The 18,694-nt window shown below is 71.5% G+C and carries 17 protein-coding genes; 4 read left to right on the forward strand and 13 right to left on the reverse strand.

Annotated features, from left to right (window positions below):
• Positions 1-121 precede the first annotated feature (121 nt).
• The 6 genes from ABD345_RS37860 to ABD345_RS37885 all read right to left on the reverse strand — a co-directional run bounded on the left by ABD345_RS37860 (position 122) and on the right by ABD345_RS37885 (position 6,743).
• Entirely contained in the window at positions 122-427 is a 306-nt protein-coding gene (locus ABD345_RS37860; protein ID WP_344559038.1) for a DUF3311 domain-containing protein, read from the reverse strand.
• Between the two features lie 299 nt (positions 428-726).
• Positions 727-1,512 carry a GntR family transcriptional regulator gene (locus ABD345_RS37865; RefSeq protein ID WP_344559039.1) on the reverse strand — a complete coding sequence of 262 codons (786 nt, stop codon included), beginning with the start codon at positions 1,510-1,512 and terminating at the stop codon, positions 727-729.
• Positions 1,513-1,729: 217 nt separating this feature from the next.
• Entirely contained in the window at positions 1,730-3,304 is a 1,575-nt protein-coding gene (locus ABD345_RS37870; protein ID WP_344559040.1) for a glycoside hydrolase family 3 protein, read from the reverse strand.
• A gap of 62 nt (positions 3,305-3,366) precedes the next feature.
• Positions 3,367-4,287, reverse strand: a complete 921-nt coding sequence (locus ABD345_RS37875; RefSeq protein WP_344559041.1) for a carbohydrate ABC transporter permease — start codon at positions 4,285-4,287, stop codon at positions 3,367-3,369.
• Positions 4,284-5,273, reverse strand: a complete 990-nt coding sequence (locus tag ABD345_RS37880) for a carbohydrate ABC transporter permease (protein WP_344559042.1) — start codon at positions 5,271-5,273, stop codon at positions 4,284-4,286. The genes ABD345_RS37875 and ABD345_RS37880 overlap by 4 nt, the downstream gene beginning before the upstream one ends.
• A 156-nt stretch (positions 5,274-5,429) precedes the next feature.
• Positions 5,430-6,743 carry an extracellular solute-binding protein gene (locus ABD345_RS37885; protein ID WP_344559043.1) on the reverse strand — a complete coding sequence of 438 codons (1,314 nt, stop codon included), beginning with the start codon at positions 6,741-6,743 and terminating at the stop codon, positions 5,430-5,432.
• 1,136 nt (positions 6,744-7,879) lie between these two features.
• Between ABD345_RS37885 and ABD345_RS37890 the strand changes: the two genes are divergently transcribed.
• From ABD345_RS37890 to ABD345_RS37900, 3 genes are all read left to right on the forward strand, one after another.
• The gene (locus tag ABD345_RS37890; protein ID WP_344559044.1) at positions 7,880-9,181 is read left to right on the forward strand and encodes an extracellular solute-binding protein; all 1,302 of its coding nucleotides are present in this window, start codon (positions 7,880-7,882) and stop codon (positions 9,179-9,181) included.
• 204 nt (positions 9,182-9,385) lie between these two features.
• Entirely contained in the window at positions 9,386-10,444 is a 1,059-nt protein-coding gene (locus tag ABD345_RS37895; RefSeq protein ID WP_344559046.1) for an SIS domain-containing protein, read from the forward strand.
• Between the two features lie 442 nt (positions 10,445-10,886).
• Positions 10,887-12,407: a sensor histidine kinase gene (locus tag ABD345_RS37900; RefSeq protein ID WP_344559047.1), complete on the forward strand. Its 1,521-nt coding sequence runs from the start codon at positions 10,887-10,889 to the stop codon at positions 12,405-12,407.
• Between the two features lie 368 nt (positions 12,408-12,775).
• Here ABD345_RS37900 and ABD345_RS37905 read toward each other — a convergent pair whose 3' ends face one another.
• Together ABD345_RS37905 and ABD345_RS37910 are read right to left on the reverse strand one after the other, a co-directional pair.
• The gene (locus tag ABD345_RS37905) at positions 12,776-13,027 is read right to left on the reverse strand and encodes a WhiB family transcriptional regulator (protein WP_014138019.1); all 252 of its coding nucleotides are present in this window, start codon (positions 13,025-13,027) and stop codon (positions 12,776-12,778) included.
• Positions 13,028-13,370: 343 nt separating this feature from the next.
• Entirely contained in the window at positions 13,371-14,342 is a 972-nt protein-coding gene (locus ABD345_RS37910) for a diacylglycerol/lipid kinase family protein (protein WP_344559048.1), read from the reverse strand.
• 51 nt (positions 14,343-14,393) lie between these two features.
• Here ABD345_RS37910 and ABD345_RS37915 point away from each other — a divergent pair, with 51 nt between their 5' ends.
• Complete coding sequence (locus ABD345_RS37915; protein WP_344559049.1) at positions 14,394-14,831, forward strand: hypothetical protein; 438 nt, start codon at positions 14,394-14,396, stop codon at positions 14,829-14,831.
• Between the two features lie 104 nt (positions 14,832-14,935).
• On the opposite strand, the gene ABD345_RS37920 is transcribed toward ABD345_RS37915, so the two are convergent.
• From ABD345_RS37920 to ABD345_RS37940, 5 genes are all read right to left on the reverse strand, one after another.
• Positions 14,936-15,838, reverse strand: a complete 903-nt coding sequence (locus ABD345_RS37920; RefSeq protein ID WP_380274560.1) for an RNA polymerase sigma factor SigF — start codon at positions 15,836-15,838, stop codon at positions 14,936-14,938.
• 136 nt (positions 15,839-15,974) lie between these two features.
• Complete coding sequence (locus ABD345_RS37925) at positions 15,975-16,388, reverse strand: ATP-binding protein (protein ID WP_344559051.1); 414 nt, start codon at positions 16,386-16,388, stop codon at positions 15,975-15,977.
• Between the two features lie 168 nt (positions 16,389-16,556).
• Positions 16,557-17,036, reverse strand: a complete 480-nt coding sequence (locus tag ABD345_RS37930) for a GNAT family N-acetyltransferase (RefSeq protein ID WP_344559052.1) — start codon at positions 17,034-17,036, stop codon at positions 16,557-16,559.
• Between the two features lie 125 nt (positions 17,037-17,161).
• Positions 17,162-18,142, reverse strand: a complete 981-nt coding sequence (locus ABD345_RS37935) for a DUF1648 domain-containing protein (RefSeq protein WP_344559053.1) — start codon at positions 18,140-18,142, stop codon at positions 17,162-17,164.
• On the reverse strand, positions 18,139-18,486 hold the full coding sequence (locus tag ABD345_RS37940) for a GntR family transcriptional regulator (protein WP_344559054.1): 348 nt from the start codon (positions 18,484-18,486) through the stop codon (positions 18,139-18,141). The genes ABD345_RS37935 and ABD345_RS37940 overlap by 4 nt, the downstream gene beginning before the upstream one ends.
• Positions 18,487-18,694 lie beyond the last annotated feature (208 nt).

Genomic DNA, 18,694 nt, shown 5'->3' on the forward strand with positions numbered 1-18,694 from the left:
CCCCACTCGTGCAGGTGCTGGGCGTCGTCGGCCCGCCGCCAGCGGGAGGCCAGGAAGCCCATCACCGTCACGGCGGCGAAGAACAGCAGGAAGACCGCCATCGCGGTCCAGTCGACGTGCTTCACGCCCGGCCCCCGTCCTCGGGCCCCGCCTGCGCGGGCAGGACGGCGGCCGCCCGGCGGGCCGCCTCGTCCCGCCGCACCAGCAGGTACGCGGTGCCGGTGAACAGCGCCGACACCGGCACCCACAGCAGCTGGTACCAGTAGAAGAACGGCATCCCGCCGAGCCCGGGGGAGAGCCGGTTGTAGGACGGCACCCAGAGCATCACCAGCACCGGCACCAGCAGGCACGCCCCGGCCAGCACCCGGGCGGGGGAGACGGCGGGGGGCGCGCCGGCGGCGGGCGCGGAGGGGGGCGAGGACGGCACGGGCGGCTCCGGGGACGACGAGGAGTCACCATCGCGGCACCCTCGGTGATCGGAAGGTCCCTCGCGAGGTTAGGGCAGCGGAGCGACCGCTGTCACAACGCCGTCAACCCGATCACGGGCACCACCCGGACGCGCCGCTACGCGGGCCGGGTCAGCCTGGTGATGCTGCGTTGTCCCGGCCCCCCGAAGGGCTACGCGGGCCGGTTCAGTCGCGTGATGCTGCGTTGTCCCGGCCCCCCGAAGGGCTAAGCGGGTCGGTTCAGCCTGGTGATGCTGCGTTGTCCCGGCCCCCCGAAGGGCTAAGCGGGTCGGTTCAGTCGCGTGATGAACTTGTAGCGGTCGCCGCGGTAGATCGAGCGCACCCACTCGACCGGGGCGCCGTCCGCGTCGAAGGAGTGCCGGGAGAGCTGCAGCATCGGCAGGCCCAGGTCGGAGCCGAGCAGGCCGGCCTCGCGCGGGTTGGCGAGGGTGGTCTCGATGGTCTCCTCGGCCTCCGCGACCGTCACCCCGTAGACCTCGCGCAGCGCGGTGTACAGCGAGTTGTGCTTGGCCAGGTTGCGCCGCAGCGCGGGGAAGCGCTTGGCCGACAGGTGCGCCACCTCGATCGCCATCGGGTCGCCGTTGGCCAGGCGCAGGCGCTCGATCCGCAGCACCCGGCCGCCGGGCTTGATGTCCAGCAGCGGGGCGAGCCGCTCGTCGGCCGAGATGTAGGCGACCTCGACCAGTCGGGAGGTCGGCTCCAGGCCCTGGGCCCGCATGTCCTCGGTGTACGAGGTGAGCTGGAGGGCCTGGGCGACCTTCGGCTTGGCCACGAAGGTGCCCTTGCCCTGGATGCGCTCCAGCCGGCCCTCGACGACCAGCTCCTGCAGGGCCTGCCGGACGGTGGTGCGCGAGGTGTCGAACTGGGCGGCCAGCGCGCGCTCCGGCGGGACCGGCGTACCGGCCGGCTGGGTCTCGGTCAGCTGCAGCAGGTGCCGCTTGAGGCCGTAGTACTTGGGGACCCGGGCCGTGGCGGTGGCAGGGCCGGTCTGGGTCGGCACGGTGGAGCCCTCGGCGAGCGCCGCCGTGTCCCTGTCGCCACTCATGGCAGCTCTCACTCCTCGTTGGAGGCGGTCCCTTAACGGACCCCTAAGTCCTATGTAACAGCACATGTTTGCACGCACGGGAGAACAAGCGTGAGCCCCCCGGCCGCATTCGGCACCACCCGGAGCCCCCGGCCGCTCCCGCGCACCGGGCCCGCCGGGTACGCGACGGGCCCGGAACGGGGCGCCTGGCGCCCGTCCCGGGCCCGTCCCGAGTGTCTCAGCCGGCCTGGGCGGCCGGTACCGCGAGCCCCGCCAGGGCCTCCGCCGCGGCGATCCCGCCGACCCGCGAGCCGCCGTAGGTGGCCAGCGTGGTCACCCCGCGCGGGGCGAACAGCTCGGCCGTCCCGTGCGCGGTGCCGATCTCCACCACCACCGCGTCCGGCCGGTGCTCGACCAGGGCCAGCGCGGCCCGGCGCATCCAGCCGTGCCGGTGCACGTCGCGCACCACCAGCACCAGCGGGCGGCCGACCGACGCGCCCAGCAGCGGGGCGGTGTCGATCTCGGCGTCCTCGGCGGCCACCGCGACGTGCAGCAGGCCGGAGCCCTCGGTCACGGTCGCGGGCGGGGAGACCCGGCTGGAGGTGGTGCCGGGCACCAGCTCGGACAGCGGGCCGGCCACGCCCCACGGGGTCTCGTCGCCGGCCGCGATGTTCGCGCCGGGGGAGAACTCCACCACGTGCGGGACGCCGCCCAGCGGGCGCAGTTCGCCGGTGACCCGCAGCGCGCGGCGGGCGGCGACCAGGCCGACGCCCACCTCGGCCTGCCGGCCGACCTGCGAGGCCCGGACGCCGGCCGACCAGCGGGCGACGGTCCGGTTGCGCTCGGCGGCCTCGTGCAGGCGCTCGGCCGACAGCCGGCCCTCGCGGACCGCCCAGACCAGCGCGTCGCGCAGGTAGACGAAGGCGTCCTCGTCCTGCAGGCCGCCGCCGACGCAGATGGTGTCGGCGCCGGCCGCGATGGCCCGCACCGAGCCGGCCGCGACGCCGTGGGTGCCGGAGATGGCGCCCATCTCGATGCCGTCGGTGACGATCAGCCCGTCGAAGCCGAGCTCCTCGCGGAGCAGGCCGGTCAGGATGCGCTGCGACATGGTCGCGGGCAGCTGGGCGTCGTAGGCGTCGAACAGGATGTGCGCGGTCATGATGCTCTTCACGCCGGCCGCGATGGCGGCCCGGAAGGGCAGCAGGTGCTCGGCGAACTGGTCCAGCGCCAGGTCGATCCGGGGCAGCCCGAGGTGCGAGTCGCCGGCCGTGTCGCCGTGGCCGGGGAAGTGCTTGGCGCAGGCCGCCACGCCGGCGGACTGCAGGCCGCGGACGTACGCGGCGGTGTGGCGGGCGGCGAGGTCGCCGTCGCCGCCGAAGGACCGGACGCCGATCACCGGGTTGTCCGGGTTGGAGTTGACGTCCGCGTCGGGCGCGTAGTTGAGGTTCACGCCGACGCTGGACAGGTCGAACCCGATGGAGCGGGCCACCCGCTCGGTGAGGTCGGTGTCGTCGACCTCACCGAGCGCCAGGTTGCCCGGGTAGGAGGAGCCGCTGACCACTTCGAGACGGGTGACGTCGCCGCCCTCCTCGTCGGTGGCGACCAGCAGGTCCCCGTTGAGCGCGTACAGCTCCGAGGTCAGGGCGGCGACCTGCTGCGGGGTGCGGATGTTGCGGCCGAACAGGGCGACGCCGCCGAGTTCGCCGTCGCCCAGTCTGCGGCGCAGCCACTCGGGCGCGGTCAGACCGGCGAAGCCGGGCTGCAGGACCGCTCCGGCGTCGCGGAGGAGATCGGCGCTTTCCGTACCGGGCATCGCCTTGGTTCCTTCCCTGGAGGTGGGGGTGTGACGGGTGCGGTGATGGTGGGGAAGGGGGCTCAGCCCTTGACCGCACCGGCGGTGAGACCCGCCGACACCTTCTTCTGGAAGACCACGAACAGGATGATCACGGGCAGCGAGACCAGCAGGCCGCCGGCCATCTGCGAGCCGTAGTCAGCCGCGCGGGTCGGCGAGGACGAGTAGGCGGTCAACCAGACCATCGAGGTCTTGGTGTGGCCGCTGTTCAGCAGCACGCTGGCGACGATGAACTCGTTCCACGCCTGGATCCAGCTGTAGACCGCGGTGGTGACCAGACCGGGCAGGGTCAGCGGCAGGATGACGCGGAAGAACGCGCCCCACTGGGTGCAGCCGTCGACCATCGCGGCCTCGTCCAGCTCCGGCGGGATGTTCACGATGAACGAGCGCAGCGTCCAGATCACGTACGGGACGGTGAAGACCAGGTAGGCGAGGATGACGCCGAACAGGTTGCCGGTCATGTTGGCGTTGTTCATCACCACGAACAGCGGGATGAGGATCGCCATCAACGGCACCATCTGGACGACCAGCATGGTGACGATGAAGAAGCTGCGGCCGCGGAAGTTGAACCGGGCCACGGCGACGGCGGCCAGGAAGCCGACGGCGACACCGAGCACCACGGCGCCCACGGTCAGGAACAGCGTGCTGCGCAGGGCCGGCAGGAACTCGACGTCGTCGAAGATCGTCCGGTAGCTGTCCAGCGAGAAGGTGGACGGCCAGAACGTCGGGTCCTGGGCGATCAGGTCCTTGTTGGTCTTGAAGGTGGTGATGATCATCCAGTAGATCGGGAAGGCCATGATCAGCGCGGAGAACAGCGCGATGGCGTTCCAGACCCAGGTCATCGCGCTGCTGCGCCCGACCTCGGTCTCCTTGGACTTCTTCACCTTCTTGACCGGGGGCAGCACCTGCCGGGTCTCCGGAGCGGGGGAAAGGACGTCGCTCATCGCTCGTTGGCTCCGATCTTGAGCATCTGGCGGATGTAGTACACGAGCACCGCCAGCATCATGAGGATCATCACGATGGAGATCACCGAGGCGTTGCTGTACTGCGAGGCGCCGACTCCGTGCATGTACAGGTAGGTGCCGATGGTCTGGTAGCCGCTCTCGGGGGAGGAGTTGCGCAGGGCGTAGATCTGCGCGAACACCTGGAAGTCCCAGATGAAGCTCAGCGCGGTGCTGATCATCAGGAAGGGCCGGATGACCGGGATGGTCACGTGGCGGAAGGCCTGGAGGCTGTTGGCGCCGTCCAGGCGGGCGGCCTCCATCAGCTCCTTGGGCACCTGGGTGAGCGCGGCGTACAGGCCCAGCACCAGGAAGGGCAGCGCGCCCCAGATGACGACGGCCGCACCGACCACGTACAGGCCGATGGTCGAGTCGGCGAACCAGTCGTAGTGCTTCCAGGTCTCGTCGCCGGTGAGCAGGTAGGCGACATAGTCGACGATGCCGCTGTTGGAGGAGAACATCCAGCGGAAGACCTGGCCGTTGACCAGCGCCGGGATCGCCCAGACGAACATCATCACGGTGAAGAAGAAGACCCGGACCCAGGCGGAGACCCGGTTGAGCAGCAGGGCGAACAGCATGCCCAGCACCATGGAGAGGATGACCAGCTCCGCGGTGAAGTAGATCGAGCGCAGGACCACGTCCCAGAACTCGCTGTCGCCCAGGACCTTGCTGTACCCGTCGAAGCCGATGTACTTGGCCCGCTCCGGGTGCGCCAGGTAGGCGAACTTGTTGACGTTCTGGAACGACAGGTCGATCAGCTTGTAGATCGGGTACACCAGGACGCCCGCGAGCACGACGACCGCGGGCAGCAGGAGGGTGTAGGGAATGTACTGGCCGCCCGCGAAGACACCGCGCCGCTGCGGCTTCTTCACCGGGGCGGGCCCCTGGCTTTCGGACCGTGTCACGGTCTCGTTGGTGGTCACGCTCATCAGGGTCCTTCCCGGGCCCGCGGATCTGATCGGTCCTGGCGCACGGGTGGGCAGTCCGCGTGCTCGCGGACTGCCCACCCCCTAACCTGCGCTCAGTGCGTGGCCCGTCCGGGGGGTTCCGGATTCCCCTGACGGGCCTTGCGGTTCAGTCAGTCATCAGCCGTTCAGGGTGCCGACGACGGTGGCCTCGACCTTCTTGAGCTCGGCGGCCGGGTCGCCGCCGGCGGCGATCGCGCTGAGGGCGTTCTTCAGCTCGGTCTCGTTGGTGCCGGACCACATCGGGGAGTTCGGGATGAACCAGGTCTTGCCCTGCGCGGCGTTACCGGCGGCCTCGTTCGCCGGGTCGGCGGCCTTGAAGGCGTCGACCAGGTTCTTGGCGTTCGGGATCGCGTGCTTGGCGAGCGCGGTCTGCTGCGCGGTGTTGGTGAAGATCTGCAGGAAGGTCGCGCCCAGGGCCGCGTTCTTCGCCTTCTCCGGGACGGCCAGGTCCGAGCCGCCGAGGAACGCCGGGGTCGGGTCGCCGGCCGCCGCGCCCGGGAGGGCGATGGTGGCGAGCTTGTCCTTGAGGTCCGGGTTGCCGTTCTTCGGGTCGATGACCGAGCCGACCTCCCAGCCGTTGCCGACGATGGCGGCGATGTTGCCCTGCGCCATGCGGGCGTCCTGGTCGGTCTCGTCGACGGTGGTGCCGCCGACCGAGTACGCCTTCTGCAGCTCGTTCCAGGTGTTGACGCCCTCGACGAACTTCGGGTCGGTCAGGGTGCTGGTCCACTTGCCGCCGGAGCTCTTGCCGATGACGCCGTCCACGCCGTAGGAGCCGGCGCCGAAGGAGACGGCGGTGTACCAGTTCTTGCCCGGCAGGTACAGGGCGGAGAAGTTGGCGGTGCCCGCGTTGTCGGCCTTGACCTTGTCCAGGGCGGCCTTCAGCTCGGTCAGGGTGGTGGGCGGCGTGGTGACGCCGGCCTTCTCGAACAGGTCCTTGCGGTAGATCATGACGCGGGCGCCGGCGTAGTACGGGACGGCGTAGGTCTTGGAGCCGTCGGCCGACTTGCCGGAGGCGGCCAGCGAGTCCAGCCACTTGTCCGAGTTGTCGAACTTGCCCTTGACCGAGGTGAGGTCGACGAAGGACTCGGCGTCGATGTACTTGGCGGCCTGGGTGTTGCCGATCTCGATCGCGTCGGGCGCGTTGTCCGAGAGGAGGGCGGTGTCCACCTTGGTGGTGTAGTTCGCCCAGGTCTGCCACTGGATGTCGACGTCGGCGCCGGTCTCGGACTTGAACTGGGCCTTGGCGGCCTCGACGACCTCGGGCCACTGCTTCTGGGCGTCGTCCATCAGCCAGACGGTGATCTTCTTGCCCTTGCCGTCCTTGCTCAGCACCTCGCCGGACTTGCTGTCGGACGAAGAAGACGAAGAGCAGGCCGAGGCGACGAGCACGGTGGCGATAGCGGCCACGGCTGCGATCTTGCGGTTCAAACCATCCTCCAGAGGGATGAGCAAGGTAGGGCACCGGGCTGCTGGGCCGACTGGCCTGGAGCTGCGTTGTGCCGTAGGGGGGAACGTCACCAGGTGACACGGATACGAACTGCCGGGGCCGGCGGGCCGATCCGTGAGGTGGAGTAGACCATTGGTTTAGACCAACGCCTGGAGGTTGGCATGGACCAATGACGAGCGTCAAGGGTTCAAAGAGCGGTTGCACAAGCCGTTATCAACGCTTGACTCGGCCGTGTTGGACTGGACCAACGCGGGGAGGAAACGGGACCTAACGGGACACCGGGGTCGCTGGACCACTGGCCCGGCGCGGCCGCTGCGGCATATTTGTGAGGCCATGTCAACCCTGGCCGCGCGCCGGCCCGGCCGCGAGGGTCGCCCTCCGGTGCGCCCCCGGAGCCGGCCGGATCCGGTGCGCCGCACCCGTTCCGCCGCTCCGCGCGGTCGCGCCCGCGGGCCCGCGCGAGCGGGCGGGCGGGCGTCACGGGCGCGGGGCGGGCGGGCCGGGGCGAAAGCGGAGGAGTTTCCCGGCGTAAAGGCGCGGGCCCAATACCGGGGACCGCCGCCCCGCTTTTCCGGCCGTCCGGCAAAGCCGGTCCGGAATTACGGCCGGGCGTTCCGCGGATTTCCCCGCACCGCGGCGGCGCCGCCGCACCGCCCGCACCCGCGCCCGCTGCCGCGCGGACCGCTCGTCCCCGTCCGGTCCGCGGGCGTCCGGCGTTCTGCCGCAGGTCCCGGCACCACCGCCGCGCCGGGGCGGCGGTCGGGCCCGGTGGCGGCCGGTCCCCGGGCCCGGCGGAAGTCGTGCGTATCCGATGGACGGGGGGCCGGTCGCCGGCCGGGCCCCCGGCGGCCGGGCCGGATAAACCGGGGCCGGTGATTTCGGGAATTGGACGTGATCCATTTCCCTCACCGAGGGTCACCTTAAATGAGCCTAAAGTCATGCGCGGGGCGCGGTTCCGAGGTTCGTTGACGTGGCCGGGACAGGCAAGGCAACGGATTGACAACGAGCAGGGTGCGAAACCGCACCTGCGTTGACGCCTCAAAATGGTCTAGGCCAAGATCCGGAAATCTGGTCTGTACCACCGCGCAGACCTCCCCGCCCCCATCCGGAGGAACGCGTGAAGCGTCAGGTACTGGCCACGCTCAGCACCGCAGCCCTGTTGGCCACCGCCGCCGGCTGCTCGTCCGGTAGCCCGTCCCCTTCGCCGACGAACGTCGACACGAAGAACGTGACCGGCACCGTGACCGTCTGGCTGATGGACGACGCCCAGAAGAGCTGGCCCGAGCTGGTGCAGCAGGTGAACGACGAGTTCGCCGAGAAGTACCCGAAGGTCCAGATCAAGCTGAGCTACCACGAGTGGGGCAAGAAGGTCTCCGAGCTGGACGCCGCGATCGCCGCCGGCCAGGCCCCGGACGTGGTCGAGCTCGGCAACACCGAGACGCTGAAGTACGTCGTCGACGGCTCGCTGCTGAAGCAGGAGGCCAACACCTTCGACAACTCCGACAACTGGATCAAGGGTCTGGTCGACACCTGCACCTACCAGAGCACGCTGTACTGCGTGCCCTACTACGCGGGCGCCCGGGTCGGCATCTACAACTCGAAGATGTTCCAGGACGCCACCGGCTCCGCCGACTTCCCGCAGACCGAGAGCGCGCTGATCGACGCCCTCGACAAGATGGCGACCAAGAACAAGGGCAACGCCGGCTACTCCCCGCTCTACCTGCCCGGCCCCTACTGGTACGCCGCGATGTCCTACGTCACCGCGTACGGCGGCTCGATCGCCAAGTTCGACGGCAACGGCACCTGGCACGGCACCCTGCACGACGCCCAGTCGCAGCAGGGCCTCCAGCACTTCGTCGACCTGGTGCACGACTACAACAAGGGCGACCTCAAGGTCAACGAGCAGGACCAGGCCAAGGTGCTCGGCCACGAGAAGGCCGGCCTGATCTACGCCAACGGCTGGGAGCAGAGCGTCGCCACCGCCCCGATCACCGGCACCCCGGCGCTGAAGGACGTGCTCAAGGTCGCCGCGATGCCCGGCCCGAACGGCAAGCCGCTGCCGTCCTTCATCGGCGGCTCCGACCTGGCGGTCACCGCCAAGTCGCAGAACGCCCAGGCGGCCAGCGACTGGGTGCGGATGTTCACCAGCAGCAAGTCCGAGCAGCTGCTCGCCGACAAGGACACCCTGCCCAACAACCTGGTGCAGCTCGCCCCGCTGAAGAACAAGCCCAGCACCTCCGCGGCCGCCAACGCGGTCGAGAACGCCTGGTTCACCCCGCTCGCCCCCGGCTGGAGCGCGATCGAGAAGCAGAACATCCTGCCCAACATGCTGAACGCGATCTTCTCGGGCAAGACCGTCGAGCAGGCCACCAAGGAGGCCGACGCCGAGATCGACCAGCTGATCAACAAGCAGGGCTGACCGGCCGGCCGGCCGCCCGCGTCCCGAACCCTGAGACCGGGCCCCGCGGCACCCTCACGGAGTGTGCCGCGGGGCCCGGTCGCACGTAGGATCGCCTCAGAACAGTTCCACGCAGCGAGGGTGCGGTCTCGCCGCCGTTCAGAGGTCCCCGTCGGGCATCCCGCCCCACGGGGTCGAACCATCTCTCCACGGAGGCACACCCCGATGTCCGACCCGCAGACTGTTTCCGTACCCGGCAGGATCATGTCGGCGGAGATGGCCGAGCAGCCGGCCGTCCTGCAGCGCATCCTCGACGAGGGCGCGCCCGCGATCCGTGAGATCGCCGCGCAGATCGCCGCCCGCAACCCGCGCTTCGTCCTGCTGACCGCCCGCGGGACCTCCGACAACGCCGCGCTGTACGCCAAGTACCTGATCGAGGTGCTGCTCGGCAAGCCGGCCGGCCTGACCTCGATGTCCACCACCACCGCGTACGGCGCCAAGCCCGACCTCACCGACTGCCTGGTCGTCACGGTCAGCCAGTCCGGCGGCTCGCCCGACCTGGTGGCCTCCACCAAGGCGGCCCGCGAGGCCGGCGCGATCACCCTGGCGGTCACCAACAACGCCGCCTCGCCGCTCGCCGAGGTCTCCGAGTTCCACATCGACGTGCTGGCCGGGCCGGAGAAGGCGCTGCCCGCCACCAAGACCTACACCGCCGAGCTGCTGGCGCTGTACCTGTTCGTCGAGGGCCTGCGCGGCGGCGACGGCTCCGCGGCGAAGGCGCTGCCCGGGCTGGCGGCCGGCATCCTGGCCCGCCAGGGCGAGGTCAAGGACCTGGCCGAGCGCTACCGCTTCGCCCAGCGCCTGGTCATCACCTCGCGCGGCTACGGCTACCCGACCGCCCGCGAGGCGGCGCTGAAGCTGATGGAGACCACCTACATCCCGGCCTCCCCGTTCTCCGGCGCCGACCTGCTGCACGGCCCGCTGGCCATGGTCGACAACGTCTCGCCGGTCATCGCGATCGTCCCGGACGGCAAGGGCGGCGAGGCCCTGCAGCCCGTCCTGGACCGCCTGCGCGGCCGCGGCGCCGACCTGGTCGTGATCGGCCAGCAGGACCAGGTGGACGCCGCCAGCGCGGGCTTCGCGCTGCCGGCCGGGGTGCCCGAGGAGGTGCAGCCGATCCTGGAGATCCTGCCGCTGCAGCTGCTGGCCTACGAGGTCACCATCGCCCGCGGCCAGGACCCGGACGCGCCCCGCGCGCTCGCCAAGGTCACCGAGACCCACTGAGACGCGCGAAGCCGCCCCCGCGAGGTGCTCGCGGGGGCGGCTTCGCCGTTGTCGGGGGGGGAGTGCGGTGAAAGCTTCACCGGGCCGGAAGGGGCCGGAGGGGTCCGGAAGGGGCTCCGAAGGCCGCGGGGGCCCGCGGGGCCGCGCGGGGCCGGAAAACACTACGGGCCACGGCGCCGACACGGGACCCTCAACCCGTGCGGCACCGTAGCCCGGAGCTGTATGCCGGAGGCGGGGACCGTCCGAGAGTTGTGCGGGACCCTCGTACGACGCCTCCGACCGAGGAGGGGCCTCGCGCGGTCAGGGCAGTTGCGCGGAGGGCCTCTCCTTGGTGCATGTTCATTGTGGACTAGACCAATTGCGGTTGTCCAGGGGTGCCTCGGAATTGGTCTGGACAACCTGTGACAGCGTGCCCGGGGGCGGTCGGCGATACCCTCACCGTGTGCCCTCGCTGAACGAACTCGTCCGCCGCCACACCACCCTCACCGGTGCCGACGTGGAGTGGCTGCACCTCCTGGTCTCGGAGTGGCAGCTGCTCTCCGACCTCTCCTTCGCCGACCTGGTGCTGTGGATCCCCACCTGGGACGGCATCCGCTACGTCTCGGTGGCCCAGATGCGGCCCAACACCGGCCCCACCTCGTACCAGGACGACATGGTCGGCCACCTGGTGCCCCGCGGCCGCCGGCCGCTGCTGGACGCCGCCTACGACGAGGGGCGGATCGTCCGCGAGGGCGACCCGGAGTGGCGGGAGGAGGTGCCGGTGCGGGTGGAGTCCATCCCGGTGCGACGGGACGGCAAGGTGCTCGGCGTGATCGCCCGCAACACCAACCTGCTGACCGTGCGCACCCCCAGCCGGCTGGAACTCACCTACCTGCAGAGCGCCTCCGACCTGGCCCAGATGATCGCGGCCGGGACCTTCCCCTTCCCGGGCGCCGAACAGGCCGACATGGACGCCGCGCCCCGGGTCGGCGACGGCCTGATCCGGCTCGACGTCGAGGGCGTGGTCACCTACGCCAGCCCCAACGCGCTGTCCGCCTACCACCGGCTCGGCCTCACCACCGACCTGGTGGGCAGTCACCTCGGCAAGGCCACCGCCGAGTTGGTGCCGCCCAGCCGCGGCGCCGTGCACGAGGCGATGGTGAAGATGGCCAGCGGCTGGGCGCCCCGGCAGACCGAGGTCGAGGCGCAGGGCGGCGTGGTGACCCTGCGGACCATCCCGCTCAAGCCCAAGGGCACCCCCACCGGCTCCCTGGTGCTCTGCCGGGACGTCACCGAACTGCGGCGCCGCGACCGCGAACTGATGACCAAGGACGCCACCATCCGGGAGATCCACCACCGGGTGAAGAACAACCTGCAGACCGTCGCCGCGCTGCTGCGGCTGCAGTCCCGCCGGATGGACTCCGCCGCCGGCCGGGCCGCCCTGGACGAGGCCGTCCGCCGGGTCGGCTCGATCGCCATCGTGCACGAGACGCTCTCCCAGGCCCTCGACGAGTCGGTCGCCTTCGACGAGATCGCCGACCGGGTGCTGGCCATGGTGATGGAACTCTCCCAGGACGGCCGGGTGGTGGCCCGCCGCAGCGGCTCCTTCGGCATCCTGTCCGCCGAGGTCGCCACCCCGCTGGCGATGATCCTCACCGAGCTCACCCAGAACGCCCTGGAGCACGCCTTCGGCCCCAGCGCCTCCGGCAACCTGGAGGTCAGCGCGCTGCGCGGCCGCGCCCCCGCCGGCGGCAAGGGCTGGTCGGACACCTGGAACAACGGGGTCAAGCCCGAGGAGTACCTGCTGATCACCGTGCAGGACGACGGCCGCGGCATGCCCGAGGGCTTCGACCCGCAGCGGGCCGGCAACCTCGGCCTGCAGATCGTCCGCACCCTGGCCACCGGCGAACTCGGCGGCAGCTTCGACATGGTGGCCGCGCCCGAGGGCGGCACCAAGGTGGTGCTGGAGATCCCCGTCCGGTAGCCCCCGGCCGGTAAGGCCCCGCCGGGGTGGCGGGGCCACCGGCCCGGGCCCGGAGACAGAAACGAGGCCCCGCCGACCGGGGGGGTGGGTCGGCAGGGCCTCTCGACCCGGTCCGGCCGTCGGGGGGAGTCGGCCGGAACGGGGGCTTCTGGTGTGGCGCGACGCCCGCCCCGTGCGTTGCGCACGGTGAGCGCCTCAGGCCAACGATATTGCTCTAAGTGAACAGTATCAAGTGCCTGGGCGGCTCGCGTCGTCGGCCCCGCAGATGGAGCGGGGCCCGTTCGGGAAGGCTCGGCCGGCCAATCGCGGCCGAACCCTTGATCATGGGTTGATCCGTACTGCCACTGACAGTTCGTCAGTTCGGTGCGTCAGGCGGTGCGGGCCCGGTTGCGGGCGGCGCGGCGCTTCATCGCGCGACGCTCGTCCTCGCTCATGCCGCCCCAGACGCCGGCGTCCTGGCCGGTCTCCAGCGCCCACTGCAGGCACTGCTCCATCACGGGACAACGGCGGCACACGGCCTTGGCTTCCTCGATCTGCAGCAGAGCGGGGCCGGTGTTCCCGATCGGGAAGAACAGCTCCGGGTCCTCTTCGCGGCAGACAGCGCGGTGGCGCCAGTCCATGGTCGTCCAACTCCTCCGGTCGACGGGTGGTGGCCCGCGACTCACTCGAATGGCTTGTGAATGTGAACGCTTTCACGAATCCCGCAACAGCAAAAGGGACCTAAGGCCCATCGGGCCCGGGCGGTCTTCGCTGAGGGGGGTTCGGCGATTCGAGGGGCTCTCCCGCGGTGTCCCGCTGTGGTGTGTCCCGATCGCCATGTAGAGGTTCGCAAACCTCGAAGCCGGATACAACCCCCTTCGGCAAGAAAGTTTTGATTCTTCGGTGTCGCCTACCTCACAGGCGGTACTTCTATGGGGTGAAGGGGCTCGAACGTTCGAGTGCAAGGCAGGGGCCCCCTTCTGGTCACACAATCACACGCAGTGCCCGCCGTACGCCTGTGAAACTGACGCGACTCCTGTCTCCAAGGTGGTCTCCGTCGACCTGAAACGGGGCCGGTTCCTCTGAAACCAAGGTGAAGTGCCGAACGTCGTGATAGGAGACGAGGTGCTTCCCGGAGGGGCCGGCCGGGCGCTCACCGCCCTCCGCGGCGGGCAGCGGGCGGAGGATCTGACGGACCGTTCGAGCGGTCCGGAACGCGGTCATTCGAGTGATGCCGAAGATGTCGAGGTCGGTTTCGAAGGACGCGGCGGGCGAGGGGAAGACCGGCCGGGAACCCAGGAACGTCCACGGCGAAGTGTTCGAAACTATGGCCATCACCATGCCCGGCACCGGGTCCCGGCCGTTGATCTCCAGGGAGATCGGCCCGGAACGGCGGTGCTCACGCTCGGTGACGTAGTGCCGGAGCGCCTCCACGACATAGAGCGCGTGGGTGGATCTGCGCCCCGCACGGCGCTGGCGCTCCACCCGGCCGACCACGCCCGCGTCGAAGCCCAGGCCCGCCGTGAAGGTGAACCAGCGGTCCGGCAGCCCGTCGGTCAGCGCCTTGCCCAGACCGATCGCCCGCTCCCGGCGCTCCGCCAGCGCGTCCAGCAGCGCGCCGGTCGCCTCCACCGGGTCGTTCGGCAGGCCCAGCGCCCGGGCGAACACGTTCGTCGACCCGCCCGGCACCACCGCCAGCCGCGGCACCCGCTCGCCCGGGCCGTGCGCCAGCAGGCCGTTCACCACCTCGTTGACCGTGCCGTCGCCGCCCAGCGCCACCACCAGGTCCACCGACCCGTCCTCGGCCGCCTGCCGGGCCAGGTCGCGGGCGTGGCCCCGGTACTGGGTCTGGGCCACGTCCAGCTTCAGGTCGCTGCGCAGGGCGTGGATCAGCACGTCCCGGGTCCGGCCACTGGTGGTGGTCGCCTTCGGGTTCACGACCAGGAGAGCGCGCATGGTGATCAGCCTACGACCCGCCCGGCACGAGCCCACCGTTACCCTGGCCCGGTGACCGCTGAATCCGCTCCCGCCACCGCCGCCCCCGCCGCCGCCCGGCCCGCCCCGCTGCTCGTCGGCGCGGCGCTCACCGCGCTGGAGGGCGCGGCGATGGCCGGCTGGGGCGTCTACAACCTGATCTCCGGCTTCACCGGCGCGGACGCCGACTTCGGTCGCGCCGAGCTGGGCGGCCTCGTCCTGCTGCTGATGGGCCTGCTGCCGGTCCTGGCCGGCCGCGCGCTGCTGCACGGGCGGCGCTGGGGCCGCAGCCCCGCCGTGCTCACCAACTCCATCTGCCTGCCCGTCGCGTACTACATGTGGCAGTCCGGCGGCGTGATGGCCGCCGTCGGCGCCGCGGTCGGGGTACTCGGCCTGGTCGGCATCGGCTCGCTGCTCAACCCGAAGGTCACCGCCGTGCTGTACGGCACCCCCGGCGACGAGCAGCGGTAGCACCCGGACAGCGCCGCAGGGCCCGTCCCCGGGCGTGGGGACGGGCCCTGCGGCGTCGTGCGCGGGCGGTGCGGCGCGGGCGGGGCGCGGGCGGTGCGGGGTGCCTACTCCTCGACCAGCAGCTTCTCGCGCAGCTGCGCGAGGGTGCGGGCGAGCAGCCGGGAGACGTGCATCTGGGAGATGCCCACCTCGGCCGCGATCTGCGACTGGGTCATGTTCCGGAAGAACCGCAGCACCAGGATCTTCTGCTCCCGGGGCGGCAGTTGGGCCAGCAGCGGCTTCAGCGACTCCCGGTACTCGACGCCCTCCAGCGCCTCGTCGGTGGCGCCCAGGGTGTCCGCCACGGCCGGCGACTCGTCGTCGCTGTCCGGCACGTCCAACGAGAGGGTGGAGTACGCGTTGGCGGACTCCAGGCCCTCCAGCACGTCCTCCTCCGAGATGCCCAGGTGCTCGGCCAGCTCGTGCACCGTCGGCGACCGGCCGTGCCGCTGGGACAGCTCGCTGGTCGCCGTGGTCAGCGACAGCCGGAGCTCCTGCAGGCGGCGCGGCACCCGCACCGCCCAGCCCTTGTCCCGGAAGTGCCGCTTGATCTCGCCGACGATGGTCGGCGTCGCGTACGTGGAGAACTCCACCCCGCGCTCGTGGTCGAACCGGTCCACCGACTTGATCAGGCCGATGGTGGCGACCTGGGTCAGGTCGTCCAGCGGCTCGCCGCGGTTGCGGAAGCGCCGGGCCAGGTGCTCCACCAGCGGGATGTGCATCCGGACCAGCTGGTTGCGGATCTCCACCCGCTCCGGCGAGCCCTCCGGCAGCTCGGACAGCCGGACGAACAGCGCCCGGGCCGCCTCGCGGTCCGGGGCGCCGCTGCGGTGCCCCTGGGCCGGCACGGTCGAGCGGACGGCCTCGGCGGCCGCCGCCGGGCCGTCGACCGCCGCGGGCTCGGCCGCGGGCACCGACTCGGGCGCCGTCTCGGGCCGCTCGGGCTTCGGATCGGTCGGCTGGCTCATCCGGTGGGAGTCCTTCGAGGGGGCTTCGTCAGGGCTGGCGGTGCGGGCGACGCTCGCCTGCGGCGGTACGACGGCAACTGTGCGGTCCAGATCACTCACGGCGATCACCCGTTCCGTTCCGAGAACACGTCACTACCTACGGCTGGCCCGGCGACCCGCCGCGCTTCTTGTGCAGGCTGATGGAGACCGTGTTGTCCGAGCCCACCGTCGAGTCCACCTCGCCGGCCAGCGCGGAGAGCACCGTCCAGGCGAAGGTGTCCCGCTCCGGGGCCCGGCCGTCGGTGGTCGGAGCGGACACGGTGACCCGCAGCGAATCGCCCACCAGCTGGAACACGCAGCTCAGGATCGAACCGGGCACCGCCTGTTGGAGCAGGATCGCGCACGCCTCGTCCACCGCGATCCGGAGATCCTCGATCTCGTCCAGGGTGAAGTCGAGCCGCGCCGCGAGGCCGGCCGTCGCCGTCCGCAGCACCGAGAGATAGGCGCCCGCCGCGGGCAGCCGGACCTCAACGAAGTCCTTCACTCCGGGCTCGCCGTAGATCTGGGACACCCTCACCTCCTGGGTGACGCACGGTGCTTGCGGCCGGGGAGCTGCCAACACCACTGGCTCGGTTCAACTGCCTTGTGCCCCGAGACGTTACCGCGCCCGGGGGCGGTCTGTCGTGATCTCGTGCCACCGTCACGGGAACGAGGGATCACCGTTCGAACGGGGGCGCGCTCAGCGCGGCTCGGAGCCGAGCGCGGCCAGCGCTCCGTCGGTCAGCCGGAAGACCGTCCACTCGTCCATCGGCACCGCGCCGAGCGACTTGTAGAAGCCGATCGACGGCTCGTTCCAGTCCAGCACCGACCACTCCAGCCGCTGGTACCCGCGCTCCACGCAGATCCGGGCCAACTCGGTCAGCAGCGCCCTGCCGTGGCCGCCGCCGCGCTTCTCCGGCCGGACGTACAGGTCCTCCAGGTAGATGCCGTGGGTGCCGCGCCAGGTCGAGAAGTTCCGGAACCAGAGCGCGAAACCGACCGGCTCGCCGGACTCCTCCTCGGCGATCAGGCCGAACACCGCCGGGTGCTCGCCGAACAGCGCGTCGTGCAACTGCTCCTCGGTGGCCTTCGCCTCGGACAGCGCCCGCTCGTACTCGGCGAGTTCGCGGATCATGGCGTGGACGAAGGGGACGTCGGCGGGAGTCGCGGTGCGGATCATACGGTCGAGCGTACCCATCTCACCCCTTCATCCGGAATGGCCTTTATGCCCGGGGCGGCACCGCCGGAAACGGACTCCGGACGGGCGCCCCGGGCACGGGCGGCGGGGGCTCGGTGACGCCGGGGTCAGGCGTCCTGGCGGGCGCGCAGCGCGTTCAGCAGGGCCGCGCCGCGCTCGGCGTCGTCGACGCTCACCGCGAAGTCGTGGCCGGTGGCGCGGATCCGCACCACCAGGCACGCGCCGGCGCGCAGCATCACGGTGGTACCGCGCCCGCTCAACCGGTAGCCCCAGCCGCCGACCTGGGAGGGCAGCCGGTCCTCGACCCGGGCCGACTCCAGTTCGGCCAGCGCCCAGCGCCGGGTCGGCAGGCCGAACACGCCCAGCGCCACCTCCAGACCGGTGTCGGAGACCCGCACCCGCACCGAGGAACAGCACCCGGCGGCCAGGCCCACCACCGCCGACACGGCGAACAGCGGCCAGCCCCACTCGGCCCCGAACAGGCCGGTCGCGCTGCCCAGCAGCGCGACGGCGGCCAGCGGGCCGCACACCGCCGCGAGCACCCGCAGCGCGGGGTTGTCGGCCCGGGAGAACCACGCCAGGCGCTCGCCCTCGGGGAGCTCCAGCACCGGGCCGGCGGGCGCCGGGGGAGCGGCCGCCGACAGGCCGCGCCCGCCCAGCAGTCGCACCGCGAGACCGGTCAGCAGCGCGGCGGCCAGGCCACCGAGGAACCAGCCCAGCGGGAGCCGGGCCCCGTGCCAGTCGGCGCGGTCCAGGTTGGCGCGGACCGCGGCGCTCTGCAGGCCGAGGAACAGCACGCCGCCCGACAGCAGACCGGCCAGCGTCCAGACCCGCAGCAGCGGGTCGCTCCGGCGCAGGGCCGGCAGGCCCGCCGCGCCCAGCACCGCCCAGATCAGCGCCGGCACCAGGCAGGCCGCCCACAACGGCATCGAGCCGTTCGCGGTGCCACCGCGCCAGTGGGTGGCCAGCCGGTCGGGCAGCCGGTCGCCGACGGTCAGTGGCAGCACGGCGGTCAGCACCGCGGTGCCCGACACCCAGAGCGTCGGCCACAGCAGGCCGCCCCGGTCGGCCTTCTCCTGCTCGCTCACGGTATCCCCCTGATCATTTCGATGAGTTCGTCCCTGCCGTACCCGGCCCGGGCGGCCTCCGCGACCAGCGCGCGGGCCTGCTCCAGCAGCCCGGAACGCCGGTCGGCGCCCGCCGCGACGGTCACGCCCCGGCCCCGGCGGAACTCCAGCACCCCGGCGTCGCGCAAGTCGCGCAGACCGCGCAGGACGGTGTTGACGTTCACGTCGAGCGCCTGGGCGAGGTCGCGCGCGGAGGGCAGCCGGTCGCCGGGGCGGAACTCGCCCTCGGCGACGGCGCGGCGGACGGCGGCGGCGACCTGCTCGTGCAGGGGCCGGGTGTCCTTGGTGTCCAGTCTCAGCAACATGGTGCTAATGAAAATAGCACCATTGGATTCCTGGGGGAAGCAGGGGGACGGGGAGTCGCCTGCGGCGGGCTTCCGTGGGGGAGAGGACGGCTGTGCGGCACGGCGGGCTTTCGGGAGGGGATGGGCGCGCCGGGTGGCGGGGGAGCCGCCTGCGGCGGGCTTTCGAGGGGAGGGGACGGGCGCGCGGGGCGGCCGGGGTCGGTGCGGT

Origin of the sequence: Kitasatospora saccharophila (assembly GCF_039529925.1) — a bacterium.
Classification (GTDB): domain Bacteria; phylum Actinomycetota; class Actinomycetes; order Streptomycetales; family Streptomycetaceae; genus Kitasatospora; species Kitasatospora saccharophila.